Raw genomic sequence first — 16,844 nt, forward strand, 5'->3', positions numbered from 1 at the left:
GGTTGGGGAGGGGTGCTCTGGCTTTCCCCCTCCCTTTGCCGCAGGCAAGGGGAGGGCCGGGGAGGGGGCTGCCTTTGCCTTGCTTTTAGCTGTAACCAATCGCCACTCCCGATTCCCCGATCCCCGCGCCAAAACCCCCGCCCCGCAGCGCAACAATTCAGCTACCATGCGGTTTCCACGCCCTTGATGGCCCTGAGAAAATGTCAAGCCCTGTCAAACCGCTAGCCACCCGTGAACGCCTGTCAGAAGTCCGCTACGAAATCCGTGGTGAACTGGCCCGGCGAGCGCGTGAGCTGGAGGCCCAGGGCCGCAAGCTGATCAAGCTCAACATCGGCAACCCCGGCAACTTCGGCTTCCGTGCGCCGGAACACCTGCAGCACGCCATCGCCGATGACATGGGCCGCACGGACCCCTATACCCACCAGCAGGGCCTGCCGGTGGCACGTGAAGCCATCGCCGCTGCCTACGCGCGTCGTGGTGCGCCCGATGCGATTGCCGACCGCGTGTTCCTGGGCAATGGCGTATCCGAGCTGATCGACCTGTCGTTGCGCGCCCTGCTCAACCCCGGTGATGAAGTGCTGGTGCCCTCGCCGGACTATCCGCTGTGGTCGGCTGCCACCATCCTCAACGATGGCCGCCCGGTGTATTACCGCTGCCGCCCGGAGAATGGCTTCATGCCGGACCCGGTGGAGATGGAAACGCTGGTGTCCTCGCGCACCCGTGCCATCGTGCTGATCAACCCCAACAACCCCGCCGGCGCCAGCTATCCACGTGAACTGCTGGAAAAGATCGTCGCCATCGCCCGCAAGCACAACCTGCTGCTGCTGGTGGACGAGATATACGACCAGATCCTCTACGATGGCGCGCAGTTCCAGCCGGTGGCCCCGCTGGCCGGCGACCATCCCTGCCTGACATTCAGCGGCCTGAGCAAGGTGCACCGCGCCTGCGGTTGGCGCGTGGGCTGGATGCTGCTGTCCGGTGCCGGCGAACAGCTGGGCGAGTTCCGCGCCGCACTGGACCTGCTCAGCGCGCTGCGCCTGTGCGCCAATGTGCCGGGCCAGTACGCCATCGAAGCCGCGGTCAATGGCCCGGACACCATCACCGCGCTGTGCAGCCCCGGCGGCCGCCTGTACGAAACCCGCCGTGCGGTGATCGAGGCCTGCGCGGCCAGCGAACACCTCTCGCTGGTTACCCCGGCCGGCGCGCTGTATGCGTTCCCGGCGGTGGTGGGCCCCGCCGCGCAGGGCTTTGACGACCACGACTTCGCCCTGCAGCTGATGGAGGAAGAAGGCGTGCTGGTGGTGCCGGGTTCCAGCTTCAACGTGCCCTACCGCAACCACTTCCGCGTCACCCTGCTGCCGGAAGCCGGCGTGATGCGCGAGGTATTTGGCCGCATCGACAAGCTGCTTGCGCGCCGTGCCGAAGCCGTCACCAAGGTGGTGCAGCTCAAGCCGCGCAGCGCGGTGGGCTGATCACTGGCGATGAGCGAAAGCACCGCAACCTGCACCCGTTACCTGGCCTTGGGCGACTCCTACACCATTGGTGAAGGTGTCCCCAGCGCCGGCACCTGGCCGTTCCAGTTGGCCGCTGCGCTGCGCGCGCAGGGCCTGCAGCTGGACGATCCGCAGGTGATCGCCACCACCGGCTGGACCACCGACGAGCTGGCCGCCGCCATCGACGCGCAGGCTCCCGAAGGTCCCTACGCCCTGGTCAGCCTGCTGATCGGGGTCAACAACCAATACCGCGGCCGGCCGCTGGCCGAATACCGGCAGCAGTTCGAGCAGCTGCTGCAGCGCGCGATTGCCCTGGCCGGCGAAGACCCGCGGCGGGTGCTGGTGCTGTCCACGCCGGATTGGGGCATTACCCCGTACGCGCAGCAGCACGGCCGCGATGCCGCCGAGGTGGCGCGCGAGATCGACGACTTCAACGCCGCCGAGCAGGCCTGCTGCGGTGACTACGGCGTAGCCTTCGTCGACATCACCGGCATCAGCCGGGACCGCGGCGACGATGCCGCGATGCTGGTCGAAGACGGCCTGCATCCCTCGGCACGGATGTACCAACGCTGGGCCGACGCTGCGTTGCCGGTGGCTGCCGGCCTGCTCCGGGCAGCCTCCACGACGTGACGGTGGATACCGCTCACCACGCACTGAGCGGCGAGGACGCACGCGCCATCGCCCGCGCCTTCGCACCACGGCGGCCCTGGGGCAACCGCTGGGACTACTACTACACGCTGGGCAAACTGCGCAGCGATCCGCTTTATCCAGGCGTGCTGCAGGCCTTGCGTGGCAGTACTGCGCCACTGCTGGACATGGGCTGCGGCCTGGGTCTGCTCGCGCACGCCCTGCGCCACGACCAGCAGACCCTTGCCTATCGCGGCGTGGACAACGACGCAGCCAAGATCCGCCGGGCCACCAAGGTCGCCGAGCGTGCGGGGCTTGTGGGCAGCAGTTTCGAGCTCATGGATCTGGCGACCACCCTGCCCAGCCATCGCGGCAGCGTCGCCATCCTCGATGTCCTGCAGTACCTGCCGGAACCGGCCCAGCAATCCCTGTTGCGGGCCAGCGCGGCAATGCTGGACGGCGACGGCCGGCTGGTGATGCGCATGGCATTGGCCGATGAAACCCGGCGTGGCCGCATCTCGCGCATCGGTGACCGCGCCGCCAACCTGATCGGCTGGATGCAGTTCCGGCCCCGTCACTACCCCAGCGCCGACGCGCTGCGGGCCGTGCTGCAGCAGTGTGGCCTGCGGGTCAACCTCAGTCCGCTGTATGGCAACACCCCGTTCAACAACTGGCTGCTGGTCGCGCACCGCGATTGAGCCCCCATCAAGCCGATTGCGGGGATAATGTCCGCATTCCCTGCCGGCCCCCCCAGGCTGGCGCAGCAACGAGATTCCCGTGAAGAAGACCTACCACCTCGCCCTCGAAGGCAAGCACCCTGATCGCCTGCTGGAAGCCAGCAAGCACGACATCCGCAAGTACACCAAGCGCGAGCGCGGCAAGGCACTGCCGGCCGGCGCCGATGCCTGGGGCTTCGACAGCAAGCTGGGCGTGGACGAAGCCTCGGCCGGCCCGGTCGGCTATGACGAGCTGTTCCGTGCCATCGATGCACTGGTCGCCGCCGGCAACACCCAGTTCTACGTCGAAGTGCTGCGCAAGCCGGTCAAGCGCAACCCGCGCCCGGCCGCCGAGCCCGCCCCGGCCGCAGAGACCGATTTCGAAGACTGATCATGTAGTGCCGAGCCATGCTCGGCAGAGGCACTCCCAGACAATGCATGTAGTGCCGAGCCATGCTCGGCAGAGGCTTTCCCAAGCAATGGCCCAGCCGAGCATGGCTCGGCTCTACATCTGCCGCAGTCCTGTCAGGACCCGGCTTTCTCGGCCGCCGCCGCTGCCGCCCGCGCTTTGTCCTTCTTGCTCGGCCTGCGGCCCTTGATGCCGCCGTTGTCGTCGGCAACCACGCTTGCCGCCGGCGCCGCCTGGCTGGGGGCAAACCCTTCCAGCACCTCGGTCGCACTCGCCAGCCCATGGCGTTTGCAGATCAGGCGCCAATGCGCCATCGCCGCTGAATCAACGAAGCTGATCGCCAGCCCCTTCTGCCCGGCACGGCCGGTCCGGCCGATCCGGTGCAGGTAATCGGCTGGCGCTCGCGGCAGGTCGTAGTTCACCACCACCGGCAGGCGGGTGATATCGATGCCGCGCGCGGCCAGGTCGGTCGCCACCAGCACCCGCACCTGCCCGTCCTTGAAATCCTGCAGCATGCGGAAACGCCGGCCCTGCGACAGCTCGCCATGCAGCGCCTGGGCATTGATGTCGGCCTTGCGCAGCTGCGCGGCCAAACGGTCGCCATCACGGATGCTGGCCACAAATACCAGTACCTGCTGCCACTGCGGGTCTTCCAGCAGGGACAGCAGCAACTCGGCACGCCGCGCACCATCAATGTGGATTGCACGCTGCTCGATGTCCGGCACCGACTGCTCGGCAATTTCCAGCCGCTGGGGTGCCTGCAGGCCCGCGGCCGCCAAGGCTTCGGTATCGGCGGCGAAGGTGGCCGAGAACAAGGCGGTCTGCCGGCGCTGCGGCAGCTCGGCCAGGATCTGCCGCAGCTCATCGCCAAAACCCAGCTCCAGCAGGCGGTCGGCCTCATCCAGCACCAACGATTGCACCTGCTTCAGGGAAAGGGCGTTGTGCGCCAGCAGGTCCAGCAGGCGTCCGGGGGTTGCCACCACCACGTCGGCGCCGCCACGCAGCGCCATCATCTGCGGGTTGATCGACACACCACCCACCGCACAGACCAGGTGTGGCCGGCGCGGCAGCTCGCGCCCCAGGGTGGTGAAGACATCGCTGACCTGCAGCGCCAGCTCACGGGTCGGCACCAGGATCAGTTGCGCCAGCACCCGCGGCTTGCGCGGCGTTGCCATGAAGAAGCGCTGCAGCGCCGGCAGCACGTAGGCGGCAGTCTTGCCCGAGCCGGTAGGTGCCAGCGCCACCACGTCCCGGCCTTTGAGCAGCAGCGGCACGGCCTGCTGCTGGATCGGCGTCGGCGCCAGGTAACCGGCCTGCTGCAGGGCCTGCTGCAAGGCGGGCAGCACATAGGGAGACAGGCCGAGTTGGGAAAAAGGCATGGTGGGGGTCCAGGACGCCGCCGGATGGCGGGGAGGCGAGTCTACGCCGTTGTCTGCGGCAGGCGGGCACGCAAACCACGCGCCTGCAGCTGCTGCAGCACCGCTTCAATGATGGCCAGGTTGTGGCCGTGCGCCGCACCTTCATGCAGCAGCACGATGGCCCCCGGGGCCAGATGCGGCACAATCCGCGCCAGCACGCTCTCTGGTGTGCAGTTGACGCCGTCGTAGCCGCGCGCGCTCCAGCCCACCCGGGTCAGCCCATGGCGCTTCAGCGCCGGGGCCACGAAGGGGTTGGTCATGCCGACCACCGAGCGGTACCAGCGTGGCGCACTGCCAGCCAGCTCACCCAGCACCTGCTGGCAATGACCGATCTCAGCGGCCAGTTGGCCCGGCCCCAGCGCCCAGAAACGCGCCTGCGGGTGCGAATGGCTGTGATTGCCCAGGCCGTGCCCGCGTTGCAGCACCTCATGCACCAATGCCGGCCGCGCTGCCGCACGTTCCCCCACCATGAAAAAGCTGGCCTTGGCGTCGTAGCGGTCCAGCAGATCAAGGATGGCCAGGGTGTCATCGGAGGGGCCGTCGTCGATGGTCAGCCAGACGGTCTGACCCGGCAGACGGCTCAGCACCGGCGCATAGAAACCGCTGTTGGGCAGGAAAACCGGCACCACGAACAGGGCATGGCTGGCCAGCAGCAATGGCAGCCCCCACACCCAGCCAAACCGCCACCACAGCAGCGCCACCAGCAACTGCGACAGAATCAGCCAGGGCAGCCAACGCCACGGGTGTACAGGAATGCGATGCAGGGTTTCCGGGGCAGTCATTCCCCATGATGCCATGCAGCGTAGAATTACCCACGTCTACGACCACTTACACGAGCTTACGATGTCTCTGGACCCCGCCCTGCGTTCGCGCATTGAATCCATCCTCGGCGCCAACCGCGTCGTCCTGTTCATGAAGGGCCAGCCGACCATGCCCCAATGCGGCTTTTCGGCCAAGGCTGTTGGCGCGCTGCAGGACCTGGGCGTGGAGTTCGGCCACATCAACGTGCTGGCCGACCAGGAAATCCGCGAAGGCATCAAGCAGTACGGCGATTGGCCGACCATTCCGCAGCTGTACGTGGACGGCGAACTGATCGGCGGCAGCGACATCATCCTGCAGATGGCCAACAGCGGTGAGCTGAGCAGCCTGCTCGGCGTTGCCGCCCCGGACCGCACCCCGCCGTCGATCACCGTCACCCCGGCCGCCGTGGAAATGCTCAAGGGCGCCCTGGCCGACGCCCCGGGTGCCGCGCTGCAGCTGAGCATCGACGCCCGCTTCCAGCCGAACTTCCAGCTGGCCCCTTTCGACGCCAACGCCATTGCCGCCGAATCCAACGGCCTGCGTGTGCAGTTCGATACCTCCAGCGCGCGTCGCGCCGAAGGCATCACCATCGACTGGGTGGACGACATCCGTGGCCAGGGCCTGGCCATCAACAACCCGAACGCGCCCAAGCCGGTGCAGGAACTGGATGTACGCAGCGCCGACGACCAGCTGCGTGCGGGCACCATCACCCTGGTGGACGTGCGCCCGCCGGAAGAACGCGCAATCGCCTCCATCAACGGCAGCTACCAAACCTTTGATGCCGGCAACCGTGAACAGTTGGAAGCCCTGCCCAAGGACACCCCGCTGGCTTTCCTGTGCCATCGTGGCGGCCGCAGTGCACAGGCTGCCGCGCAGTTCCTGGCACTGGGTTTCAGCAATGTGTTCAACGTCACCGGCGGCATCGATGCCTGGGCCGACGAAGTGGACAACAGCATCGCCAAGTACTGAGCCCTGCGCCCAGCACCAGAAGAACGCCGGCATTGCCGGCGTTTTTTTTCTGTCCGCGCCGGCAGGCTGCCCGCTTTCCGGGCGCCCAAGACAGCATCAGCATAGCCCGGGTAAGCGCAGCGCCCCCGGGAACAGGCAGCCGCTGCTATTTGCCAACGGCTGCCAACCAGCCGGAGCACGGTGCATTCCTGGGCACGTCATTGGCTGCTGGCGTTGCTGCCTTCACCCAATCAGGGAGCCAACGCTAGCGGATGCAAGACATCGCCGTCGCCATTCCTACCCGCGCTCGCCCTTGCTCCGGGCGCCAGCGACGATCAACCGGCAAAGCCACCTTCGGCCAGGAAATGCAGCTCATCCGGCGTGGGGATGCGTCCCAGCACGGCATTGCGGTGTGGAAAGCGGCCAAACCGGCGGATGATGTCGCGGTGAAGCTCGGCGAACTTCAGGTACTCCAGGTCCCCCAGCACCTCGAACATGGCCACTGAGCGGTCCTGGTCATGCGGGTCTTCGGAATGCTCGAACGGCAGGTAGATGAAAGCACGCAGCAAGGGCGCCAACTCGCGGTCCAGGCCTTCCTCGATGGTGCGCATGGCGTAGTGCCGGGCCAGCCCATCGGTGGCATAGGAATGGGCCGTGCCACGGAAACAGTTGCGCGGGAACTGATCCAGCAGGATCTGCAGCCCCAACGCCCCCTCGGCGGTGTGCAACCAATCCTCGCAACCGCGCCGTGCAGCCTGGTAATGCAGTGCCTCAAAACGCTGCCGGAACTCGGCGTCGAACGCCTCATTGCGCTCGAACCAGCGCTGCGGACCCGCCGCGCGCCAGAACTCCACCACCGATTTTTCCGTTTCCATTGCCATTCCCCAGGTAACCCCCCATTTGCGGGCGGTCACATCCCCTACCCAATGCCTTCACATTATGGGCGTTGCACACCCCTGCCTGGGAGCCAGCTTAATAGCCGACCGCCCGGCTGGGTATGAGCAAAGTGTGAAATAAGTCCAACTGTTCTGCGATGATCGCCGCACAATGCGAGCACCCGGCACGCAGAACTGCGATAGGGTTCCAAGCTTTGAACAACTGTTGGGCCTTGAGGGGGGCACTTCATGCGTATAGGAATTGTGGTCGATTCGGCCTGTGACCTGCCCGATGGCTATCTGGATGCGCACCAACTGGTGCTGCTACCCATCAGCGTGCGCATCGGCGACACCGTGTTGCCGGACAACCGTGACGAACAGGCCACCCTGGCCTTTCTGCAGGGCCCACTGATTGCCCAGGGGGCGGAGGCGGAAACCATCCCCTACAGCGCCGCGCAGATCCGCGACCTGTTCCTGCAACGGCTGGTCACCGATTATGACCAGGTGTTCTGCATGACCATCACCCGCACCCGCAGCCCGCTGCATGACAATGCGGTGCAGGCCAGCTACGCGATCCTCAACGAATACAAGCCCATCCGCCAGGCGGCCGGCTACAACTCACCTTTCAGCCTGCGCGTGATCGACACCCAGAACCTGTTCGCGGCGCAGGCCGTCAGCGCGGTGGAAGCGGTGCGCCTGCGCGACAGCGGTGCCACCGTGCCGCAGATGCGCGAGCGGCTGGAGCAGGTGGCCGGCAATGTGCACGGCTACATGGTCACCCGCGACCTGTACTACATGCGCGCCCGCGCCCGCCACAAGGGCGACCGCAGCGTGGGGCTGTTCAGCGCCGCACTGGGCAGTGCACTGGACATCAAGCCGGTATTGCACGGCTACCGCGGCAACACCGAGCCGGTGGCCAAGATCAAGGGCTTCGACAACGCGGTGCAGACCTTGTTCGGCTTCGTCGGCAAGCGCGTCGCTGCCGGTCTGATGACCCCGGTGGTCTGCGTGAGCTATGGCGGCCCGTTGGAGGAGCTGCGTGCCCTGCCCGGCTACCAACAGCTGCGCGATACGTGCCAGCAGCAAGGCGTGCAACTGCTGGAAGCAGTGATGAGCCTGACCGGCATGGTCAATGTCGGCAAGGGCGCGGTCACCATCGGCTTCGCCGACGGCCCGCATACCTTCGGCTGAACGACCCGCGTCCGTGGACAACGCCGCCACACGCGGCGCGCTAGGCTGGCTTACCCACAAGGAGTTCCAACATGACCGTGCACTACTCGATTTCGCTGCCTGACCCGGCCAAGGCCCGCGGCACCGACCCGCGCCTGTCGTTCACCGCCAGCGGTGCCGATGCCTTTGCCGAGCAGCTGCAGGCCGCCCTGCGCACGCCCGAGCTGTTCGAGCGCTGGAAAGCCACCCAAGATGAGCCAGAGGACGTGGACCCGGGACTGGGCGCCACCGATCCGCAGGCCACGGTGACAGGCGAGCAGGCCGACCTGCGCATCAACCTGGTGGCCAGCACCACCTTGTCCGGCGACCTGTTCAAGCAGCGCATGCGCTGGCTGGCCGGTAACAACTGGGAACTGCGCGACGTGCGCTGAGCCGTGAGTACGCCGGTTCTGCTTTCCTGGAGCGGCGGCAAGGACGCCGCCTGGGCGCTGCACGCACTGCAGCAACGCGATGACGTACAGGTGGTCGCACTGCTTACCACACTGACCGAAGGCCATGCGCGCTCGTCCATGCAGGGCGTGCGTCATGCCGTGCTGCAGGCACAGGCCGACGCCGTCGGGCTCCCGTTGCGGGAGGCCTGGATCCCCCAGGCCTGCGACAACGCGCTGTACCTGGCGGCGATGCACGAAGCATTGCAGCAGGCGCAACAGCGCTGGCCCGGCATCGCCCGCATTGCCTTCGGCGACCTGCTGCTGGCCGACATCCGCCAATGGCGTGAGCAGCAGTACGCCGAATTCGGCTGGCAGGCGCTGTTTCCCCTGTTCGGCCGCGACACTGCGGCACTGGCCCGGCAGATGATCGATGCAGGCCTCAAGGCACAGCTATGTTGCGTGGACAGTGCGCAGTTGGATGCCGGTTTTGCCGGCCACGTATTTGACCATGCCCTGCTGGATGCGCTGCCCGCTGATGTAGACCCCTGTGGCGAAAACGGCGAGTTCCACACCTGCGTCATCGCCGGGCCGATGTTCCGCAGGCCGCTGCAACTACAGCAAGGCGAGACCGTGCTACGCGACGGCCGCTACGCCTACACCGACTTCATCACCACAGTGGGGCCGGCCTGAGCCGCGAAGCAGTCGGTCCCACAACCCCAGACACATGCTTCGATCCCGGAGCGGATACCGTCGGAACACCGCGCGAGCTTTGCCGCTCATGCCGTGCCTACCGGGGGAGATGCATGGACCGGCTGCTGCGGCAACTGTGTGGTTCCCACGCATACGCGATTACGCCCGGCATGCTTGGCCGCATACAACGCGGCATCGGCATCAGCCAGCAGCTGCCGCGTATCACGTGTACTTGACGGTTCCAGGAACCCCACCCCGATGCTGATGCTCACCGGCCCTTCCTGCAGCGCCAGTCCAGCAACGGCAAGCCGCAGGGTCTCGGCAAGGGTGGCCATATCGTCGTGCGCAGCCCCGGGCACGATCACCGCGAACTCTTCACCGCCATAGCGCGCCAGGCAATCACCGGCGCGCCGCACGTTGGCTTGCAGGCAAGCCGCAACAACCTGCAGGCAGCGGTCGCCCGCCGGATGTCCATGTGCATCGTTGAATGCCTTGAAATGGTCGATATCCATCAGCAACAAACCCAGTCTGCCGCCACTGCGGCACGCCCGGCTCCACTCGTTCTGCAGCACCGCATCGAACTGCCGGCGGTTGGCCACGCCGGTCAGCCCGTCCTGCCTTGCCAACTGGTCCAGGGCCGCCTGGTGCTCCAGCAGACCAATCTGCAACAGCATGCTGCGCAGGCCAAACCCCAGCGTGGCCACCACGAAGCCGGTCACTGCCAGCGCCCGGGCATGGTCGACCACCAGGGTGCCAATCACCAGCAGCAACAAGGGCAGGATCATCGGCCCGCCCGCCTGCACAAGGCGTGACAAGCGAGGGCTGGGCGCAAAGCTCGAAGCGCGCACGGGCCTCACCGCCAACCAGGCCAGTATCAGAAAGGGCAGATCGATCAACAGATCGTTGTAGGCGCCGAACGAATCTTCCGAAGAAAAATGATTGATGTAGCCAGCTGCCAACAGATAGCCCACTGCATACAGCGCCAACGCCCGGAACAGGCTGCGCCACTCTGCAGTATCCGCAGCCAGCCAGCGCACGATGGCAAAAACGGCTATGCACAGGTTCTGGATATCGAACATGTAGCGCATGTTGTCCAGCGCGGCATCGTCGACGTCGACACGATCGGCAAAGAACCCGGTATGCACGAAGAACAGTACGCCCAGCAAGGCTGCCAGGGTCGCGTCTATCAGGCTGATGCTGGTGCGCTCGGAGCGCGCGCGGGCAAGGATGAACACCAAGGGCACGGCATAAAGCACGTACAACAGCATGCTGACGCGCGGCGTGAGATCGGTGCGGCCCGCTGCCAGCGCATCGATCAGGTTCAAGGCCATGCCACCCGACCACAGCAGCATCGCCATTGCCATCGCCCCCCACCCCAAGGCGGCGGCGTTACGCCGGGCACGCCACAGGCAGCAGCCGGCGGCCAGCAATGGTGCCGCGATCAAAAAGCCGAAAGAGCCCGTGCCAGCGGTACCTGCCCCTGCAGCGAGCACCAGCCCATGGCAGACCAGGAACAGCAGGACCAGCAGCAGCGGCATGCATCCCCCATCGGACAGGTCATTGCCTGCACGATAACCCGGCCACGAGGCCCGCAACGTGACCCAGGCCCCGCCACGGCATCACCAGCCCATGCCAACGCCCCGCCAAGGCAACCAGCCTGTAGTGCCGAGCCATGCTCGGCAGCGGCGTTACCGGTAGAGCCTCAGCCAAGCATGGCTCGGCTCTGCCAGCAACGGCTCAGCGCATCGCTTTGGCGTGATGGGCGATATGCTCGCCGATGAAGCTGCTGATGAAGTAGTAGCTGTGGTCATACCCCGGCTGCATGCGCAGCTGCAACGGATGCCCTACGGCGTCACACGCTGCCTGCAGCAACTGTGGCCGCAGCTGGTTCTCCAGGAACTCATCCGCACCGCCCTGGTCCACCAGCAAGGGCAGCTTTTCCTGCGCCTGCGCCACCAGTTCGGTCGCATCATGGGCTTTCCAAGCCGCACGATCGTCGCCCAGATAGGCGGCGAAGGCCTTCTGCCCCCACGGCACCTGCGACGGCGCCACGATCGGCGAGAACGCCGACACACTGCGGTAGCGGCCCGGATTCTTCAACGCGATGGTCAGCGCACCATGCCCGCCCATCGAATGCCCACTGATGGCGCGCACGTCGCTGGCCGGCACGTTGGCCTCCACCCACGCCGGCAGCTCATCGACGATGTAGTCATACATGCGGTAATGCGCAGCCCAGGGCACACGCGTGGCATTGAGATAGAAACCCGCCCCCTTGCCCAGATCGTATCCCTCGGCATCGGCGACGTTGTCGCCACGCGGGCTGGTGTCCGGTGCCACCAGAATGATGCCGTGCTCGGCCGCATAGCGCTGCGCCCCGGCCTTGGTGATGAAGTTCTGCTCGGTGCAGGTGAGCCCGCTCAGCCAGTACAGCACCGGGCAGCGGCCGTGCGCGGCCTGCGGCGGCAGGTACACGGCCACGGTCATCTCACACCCCAGCACCTTGGATTCGTGCCGGTACACGTCCTGCCAGCCGCCGAAGCAGGCACGGTGCTCTAGTCGTTGCATGGTTTGAATCCTTGGGTGTTGGGTTGCGATTGATGAAGTACGGGCTTGGCGGCTTACGCCGATCCCACAAGCCAGCCTCAGTAATGGATGACCGAGCGGATCGACTTGCCTTCGTGCATCAGGTCGAAGGCTTCATTGATCTTCTCCAGTTCCATCGTGTGGGTGACGAACGGCGCCAGCTCAATATCGCCCTTCATCGCGTCTTCGACCATGCCCGGCAACTGGCTGCGACCCTTCACGCCGCCGAATGCGGTACCCATCCACTTGCGGCCAGTCACCAGCTGGAACGGACGGGTGGAGATTTCCTGCCCAGCGCCGGCCACGCCGATGATCACGCTCTGGCCCCAACCACGGTGTGCGCATTCCAGCGCCGCACGCATCACATGGGTATTGCCGATGCACTCGAAGCTGTGGTCCACGCCCCAACCGGTCATCTCAACGACGACCTGCTGGATCGGCTTGTCGTGATCCTTCGGATTGACGCAGTCGGTGGCACCAAACTGCTTGGCCAGTTCGAACTTGGACGGGTTGGTGTCGATGGCGATGATGCGGCCGGCCTTGGCCTGGCGCGCGCCCTGAATCACCGCCAGGCCGATACCGCCCAGCCCGAACACGGCCACGCTGTCGCCCTCGGCCACCTTGGCGGTGTTGTGCACCGCGCCGATGCCGGTGGTGACGCCACAGCCCAGCAGGCAGACATGCTCCGGGTTGGCTTCCGGGTTGACCTTGGCCAGCGAGACTTCGGCCACCACGGTGTACTCGGAGAACGTGGAGCAGCCCATATAGTGGTAGATCGGCTCGCCGTTATAGGAGAAACGGCTGGTGCCGTCCGGCATCACGCCCTTGCCCTGGGTGGCGCGCACCGAGGTGCACAGATTGGTCTTGCCGCTCTTGCAGAACAGGCACTCGCCGCACTCGGCGGTGTACAGCGGAATCACATGGTCGCCCGGCTTCACCGAGGTGACGCCCTCGCCCACCTCGACCACGATGCCGGCGCCTTCATGGCCGAGCACGCAGGGGAACAGGCCTTCCGGATCATCACCGGACAGGGTGAAAGCATCGGTATGGCAGACACCGGTATGGGTGATCTTGACCAGCACCTCGCCCGCCTTCGGCGGTGCGACATCGATCTCGACGATCTGCAAGGGCTGGCCCGGACCAAAGGCAACGGCGGCGCGTGATTTCATGGTTGTTCTCCTGCGGGAATGACGGAAGACAGCGCAGTGCGCCGCCCGGGATTATTTGAGATAGGAACGGATCAGGCTGGACATCTCGGCAACACGCGCGGCACGCTGCGCGTCCGAGCGCGCCGGCTGGCCAAACTCCTCGCGCAGGTGCGCCTCCATCACCTCGGACATCAGCCCGTTGACCGCCCCGCGGATGGCTGCGATCTGCTGCAGCACCGGGTTGCAGTCCGCGCCGGCCTCCAATGCGCGCTCCAGCGCATCGCACTGGCCACGGATGCGCTTGACCCGGGCCAGGACCTTCTTTTTCTCTTCCGGCGAGTGCGGCATGGCGGCCCCGATATCCTGTACTGGGGGATAGTATATTTTGGAGCCGACGCAAATGCCATCAAGAGTGCCAAATGCGCCCCCCAATCATGCTCCAGCGCACCTTGATGGACGGCCGCGCACAAGACCGAGGTTGCCAGCTTGCGCGGCCAACCAACGGCCTGCATGCTCACGCAAACATGCTCCCTCTGCCATGGACCACCCTATGAAAGCTGCCCTGATCGCACTTTCCCTGCTCAGCCCCACCGTCCTGGCTTGCGAAGCCTCGCAATTGGGTCTTTCCGGTTCGGTCATGGTGCCTACCTGCTTCCCCAACCGGATGCCTGACCAATGCCGCAACGCGGGGGAACTGCTGGGCCACTATATGGAAGCGATACCAGACAGCGATGATGTCCTCACCATCGGCATTCACAGCAGCCCATGGCATCTCTATGACACAGAGATGCGCATCCTCTCCATCGAAGAATTTGCCAGCTCCGTTCGCTCCGGGCTTGACGGCAAAGTCACCCGCATCGAACTGATCGCTTCCTGGACAGCTGTCTCACCCAGCCCCGGCGTGCCCTCATTGGCCGCACAACTTTCCGATGCCCTGGGTGGCTTTCCCGTAAGCGGTGAATCCGGCTTTCTGTGGCTCAACAAGGATGGCACGCGTCACACCACCCGCCAGGCGTTCACCGTACGCGAAGGAGCCGGTTCCTATTCCGTTTCAGAGGGTGAACCCTTGCTGGTCTCCCTGGTCGCAGGCTGGCCTGCGCAATTGCCGGAGAACGCCGCACCGGGCGACGCCTACGTGCAGATGCGCGCTGCCGCCGGCAAGGATATTTTCCTGCTGTGTCCTGATGAGGCGCTGCTCGGTTTTGAACATGCCGCCGAAATGGGAAACGCGGTAGCCGCCTACAATGCCGCGATCATGCGACTGGAACGCAGCGGCAAAAGCGACCGCGCCGCTGCGTTGGCACTACTGGAACGCGGTGTCGCGCTGGGAGACGAAAAATCACGGGTCAAGTTGGATCTATTGAGATCGAACAACTGACGTGCCGGTCCTGCTCCATCTGCGTTCCTGCACCAGCACTCAAACGACATGGATGCCGCGCAACCACGCCAGCGCATCCTCCGTCCATCGATCCGTGTCCTTGCCCTGCTTCCTGACACCGAAGGCGTGGCCGCCGCTTTCATAGAGCCTGAGCTCCACACTGCCGCCGGCCCGCTGCAACGCCCTGGCATACACCTCCGAGTAATAGGATGGATCGACCGGGTCATCCTTGGCATGGATGAGCAGCGTGGGCGGCACCGCGGCAGACACCTCGATATCGGTGTTCAGCTCCTGTGCGGCGACGGCTTTGGGCGTCTTGTTCTTGTGCTCCATCGTCAGGTGGCCGGGATACACGGGTATTGCGAAGTCAGGGCGACTACTGACCTGGTCAACCGCGTCGATGGCCGCATAGGTGCGTTGCCTGAGACCCGTCGACGAAAGCACCGCAAGATTTCCCCCTGCGGAAAACCCCATCACCCCAATCCGGTCCGGGTCCACCCCATATGCCTGCGCGTTGTAGCGGACCAGCGACAGCGCTCTTTGCGCATCCTGCAGCGCCATCGGAATCGCGGGCTGCTCATGCCGCCGGGTCTCACTGTTCCAGTTGCAACCGGTATTCGGCACGCGGTACTTCACCAGGATGCAGGTGATGCCGGCATCGGTCAGCCACTTGCAGACATCGGAGCCATGAAGCCCCAGCGTGCTGTTGGGCCCTATCGCCAAGGCCTTGTAGCCGCCGCCGGGAAATACCAGCACCGCCGCCCGCGACGAATTGTGCCGGGGCGAGTACACGAGATAGCTTGGCCGGGTCCAGGCCCAGGGTTCAGGGGCAAGCGCGTTGATACCGTCGAGCAGTACCTGCGAGCCCTCGGGCCACAGCGGCACCTCCTGCGAGTAGGCGATGGCAGGCGACGGCTGTTCTGCTGCATCGACGGAGGACTTGCCAACCGTGGGCTGCCCCAAGGCATCGGCAGCGCTGCTGCCCGATGCGCTAGCCAGCAACAGCAGTGAAATGAAACGAAGGGAGGCTGTGCAAGACATATTCGAATCCTTTGTTCTCTGAAGCACCAAAAGTTTTGCCGACGCCGGAATCACCTGCCAGAGCCGCATACGCTCCCCATTCCGCAGCCGCGAGGGCTCAACGAACCACACCGCTCTCTTTCTCAAGCTGCTGCTCGAAGCGCAGGCGAGCGTTGCGAACCAGGGTCGGCAGCAGTGTTGGATCAACAAAGGCATCCGCGTCACCCGCCTGCCTGCGCTGTTGGCGCCCAAATACATCCGTCATCTCCGGGTGACCGCTGAGCACGATATCCGCCTTCATACCCGCAAGCTTTGCGAATGTCGCCTCGAAATCCCCGGCAATGGCCGGATAGCCCTTGTTGCCGACCAAGGTATTGCCGGCAACCGTGATGCTGCACAGGAACAGCAGCGGGCGCGGCGTGCCGCGATCATTCACCGTCATGCTCCAGCTGGTGCAGCCACGGGTATGGCCCGGGGTCAGATGCGCCGTCAGCTCGACCTCGCCCAGCTGGATCGTCTGCCCATCGGCAACTTCCTGATCCACGCTGATCGGCGCAAACGGCTGTACGCCATAGTTGGTGTCGCCCTGGTTGCGGCCGTTCTCCAGTGCCCAGCGGTCGCCGGCGCTGGCGAGCACGCGCGCGCCCGTATCACGCTGGAGCTGCGCCAGTGCGCCGACATGATGGGCGTGGGCATGGTTGTTGATCAGCAGCCGGACATCACGCAACGGAACGCCGACGGCTTCGATGTTGCGTTCAATCTGGCCGGCGTTCTCCGCCAAGGTCGCATCGAGCAGGATGGCGCCTTGCCTGGATACGATCAGATAGGCCGCCAGCCCTTGGCTGCCGACATAGTAGACGTTGTCGACAATCTGGAAGGGTTCGGTCGCTGCCGTCCATGCCGGTGGATCAGCGGCCCATGCCGTATTGGCCATCAATCCGCTGATCACCAGCGCGGCCACCCGTGCGCGCCAACCATTGCCCTGCCCTGCGTTCATTGCTACACCTGTTCTGGAAGTGGTTGCCACTGTGGGCGCGGATTGGCGACGCCACAAATGCGAAGAACTGGGCCGAGCCATGAGTTTTTTCTGGGCCTGGGGAGATCGGCAGACGCCCGCCGGGACGCGCGAAACCTGTC

At 65.3% G+C, this 16,844-nt stretch carries 18 protein-coding genes; 9 read left to right on the forward strand and 9 right to left on the reverse strand.

Annotation, left to right across the window (positions count from 1 at the left end; genetic code table 11):
• The first annotated feature begins 200 nt into the window (after positions 1 to 200).
• From B2527_RS13915 to B2527_RS13930, 4 genes are all read left to right on the forward strand, one after another.
• Positions 201 to 1,472, forward strand: a complete 1,272-nt coding sequence (locus B2527_RS13915) for a pyridoxal phosphate-dependent aminotransferase (RefSeq protein WP_293714471.1) — start codon at positions 201 to 203, stop codon at positions 1,470 to 1,472.
• A gap of 9 nt (positions 1,473 to 1,481) precedes the next feature.
• A complete protein-coding gene (locus B2527_RS13920) occupies positions 1,482 to 2,123 on the forward strand; it encodes an SGNH/GDSL hydrolase family protein (protein WP_293714473.1) in 642 nt (213 codons plus the stop codon).
• A gap of 23 nt (positions 2,124 to 2,146) precedes the next feature.
• Entirely contained in the window at positions 2,147 to 2,818 is a 672-nt protein-coding gene (locus B2527_RS13925) for a class I SAM-dependent methyltransferase (RefSeq protein ID WP_293714931.1), read from the forward strand.
• Between the two features lie 79 nt (positions 2,819 to 2,897).
• Positions 2,898 to 3,227 carry a DUF6172 family protein gene (locus B2527_RS13930; RefSeq protein ID WP_293714475.1) on the forward strand — a complete coding sequence of 110 codons (330 nt, stop codon included), beginning with the start codon at positions 2,898 to 2,900 and terminating at the stop codon, positions 3,225 to 3,227.
• Positions 3,228 to 3,361: 134 nt separating this feature from the next.
• Here the strand turns inward: B2527_RS13930 and B2527_RS13935 are convergent, their stop codons facing one another.
• Entirely contained in the window at positions 3,362 to 4,624 is a 1,263-nt protein-coding gene (locus B2527_RS13935; RefSeq protein ID WP_293714477.1) for a DEAD/DEAH box helicase, read from the reverse strand.
• Positions 4,625 to 4,665: 41 nt separating this feature from the next.
• The gene (locus B2527_RS13940) at positions 4,666 to 5,445 is read right to left on the reverse strand and encodes a polysaccharide deacetylase family protein (protein WP_293714479.1); all 780 of its coding nucleotides are present in this window, start codon (positions 5,443 to 5,445) and stop codon (positions 4,666 to 4,668) included.
• Positions 5,446 to 5,506: 61 nt separating this feature from the next.
• Between B2527_RS13940 and grxD the strand changes: the two genes are divergently transcribed.
• Entirely contained in the window at positions 5,507 to 6,433 is a 927-nt protein-coding gene (gene grxD, locus B2527_RS13945; protein ID WP_293714481.1) for a Grx4 family monothiol glutaredoxin, read from the forward strand.
• A 314-nt stretch (positions 6,434 to 6,747) separates the two neighbouring features.
• Here grxD and B2527_RS13950 read toward each other — a convergent pair whose 3' ends face one another.
• Entirely contained in the window at positions 6,748 to 7,287 is a 540-nt protein-coding gene (locus tag B2527_RS13950) for a DUF924 family protein (protein ID WP_293714482.1), read from the reverse strand.
• A gap of 249 nt (positions 7,288 to 7,536) precedes the next feature.
• Between B2527_RS13950 and B2527_RS13955 the strand changes: the two genes are divergently transcribed.
• The 3 genes from B2527_RS13955 to B2527_RS13965 all read left to right on the forward strand — a co-directional run bounded on the left by B2527_RS13955 (position 7,537) and on the right by B2527_RS13965 (position 9,578).
• Positions 7,537 to 8,478, forward strand: a complete 942-nt coding sequence (locus tag B2527_RS13955) for a DegV family protein (RefSeq protein WP_293714484.1) — start codon at positions 7,537 to 7,539, stop codon at positions 8,476 to 8,478.
• A 71-nt stretch (positions 8,479 to 8,549) separates the two neighbouring features.
• Positions 8,550 to 8,888 carry a hypothetical protein gene (locus B2527_RS13960; RefSeq protein WP_293714486.1) on the forward strand — a complete coding sequence of 113 codons (339 nt, stop codon included), beginning with the start codon at positions 8,550 to 8,552 and terminating at the stop codon, positions 8,886 to 8,888.
• Positions 8,889 to 8,891: 3 nt separating this feature from the next.
• Complete coding sequence (locus B2527_RS13965) at positions 8,892 to 9,578, forward strand: adenine nucleotide alpha hydrolase (RefSeq protein WP_293714488.1); 687 nt, start codon at positions 8,892 to 8,894, stop codon at positions 9,576 to 9,578.
• A gap of 86 nt (positions 9,579 to 9,664) precedes the next feature.
• Here the strand turns inward: B2527_RS13965 and B2527_RS13970 are convergent, their stop codons facing one another.
• The 4 genes from B2527_RS13970 to B2527_RS13985 form a co-directional block, all read right to left on the reverse strand.
• Positions 9,665 to 11,116: a GGDEF domain-containing protein gene (locus B2527_RS13970; protein WP_293714490.1), complete on the reverse strand. Its 1,452-nt coding sequence runs from the start codon at positions 11,114 to 11,116 to the stop codon at positions 9,665 to 9,667.
• A gap of 199 nt (positions 11,117 to 11,315) precedes the next feature.
• On the reverse strand, positions 11,316 to 12,143 hold the full coding sequence (gene fghA, locus B2527_RS13975) for an S-formylglutathione hydrolase (RefSeq protein ID WP_293714492.1): 828 nt from the start codon (positions 12,141 to 12,143) through the stop codon (positions 11,316 to 11,318).
• A 77-nt stretch (positions 12,144 to 12,220) separates the two neighbouring features.
• Positions 12,221 to 13,330, reverse strand: a complete 1,110-nt coding sequence (locus B2527_RS13980) for an S-(hydroxymethyl)glutathione dehydrogenase/class III alcohol dehydrogenase (RefSeq protein ID WP_293714494.1) — start codon at positions 13,328 to 13,330, stop codon at positions 12,221 to 12,223.
• A 51-nt stretch (positions 13,331 to 13,381) separates the two neighbouring features.
• Positions 13,382 to 13,657: a metal/formaldehyde-sensitive transcriptional repressor gene (locus B2527_RS13985; RefSeq protein WP_282268719.1), complete on the reverse strand. Its 276-nt coding sequence runs from the start codon at positions 13,655 to 13,657 to the stop codon at positions 13,382 to 13,384.
• A 202-nt stretch (positions 13,658 to 13,859) separates the two neighbouring features.
• Between B2527_RS13985 and B2527_RS13990 the strand changes: the two genes are divergently transcribed.
• Complete coding sequence (locus B2527_RS13990) at positions 13,860 to 14,687, forward strand: hypothetical protein (RefSeq protein ID WP_293714499.1); 828 nt, start codon at positions 13,860 to 13,862, stop codon at positions 14,685 to 14,687.
• Between the two features lie 39 nt (positions 14,688 to 14,726).
• Here the strand turns inward: B2527_RS13990 and B2527_RS13995 are convergent, their stop codons facing one another.
• Positions 14,727 to 15,728 (reverse strand): alpha/beta hydrolase, encoded by a 1,002-nt coding sequence (locus B2527_RS13995; protein ID WP_293714501.1) that lies wholly within the window; start codon positions 15,726 to 15,728, stop codon positions 14,727 to 14,729.
• A gap of 97 nt (positions 15,729 to 15,825) precedes the next feature.
• The gene (gene bla, locus B2527_RS14000; RefSeq protein WP_293714503.1) at positions 15,826 to 16,704 is read right to left on the reverse strand and encodes a subclass B3 metallo-beta-lactamase; all 879 of its coding nucleotides are present in this window, start codon (positions 16,702 to 16,704) and stop codon (positions 15,826 to 15,828) included.
• Positions 16,705 to 16,844 lie beyond the last annotated feature (140 nt).

Origin of the sequence: Stenotrophomonas sp. UBA7606 (assembly GCF_002477705.1) — a bacterium.
In the GTDB taxonomy this organism is placed as follows: domain Bacteria; phylum Pseudomonadota; class Gammaproteobacteria; order Xanthomonadales; family Xanthomonadaceae; genus Stenotrophomonas.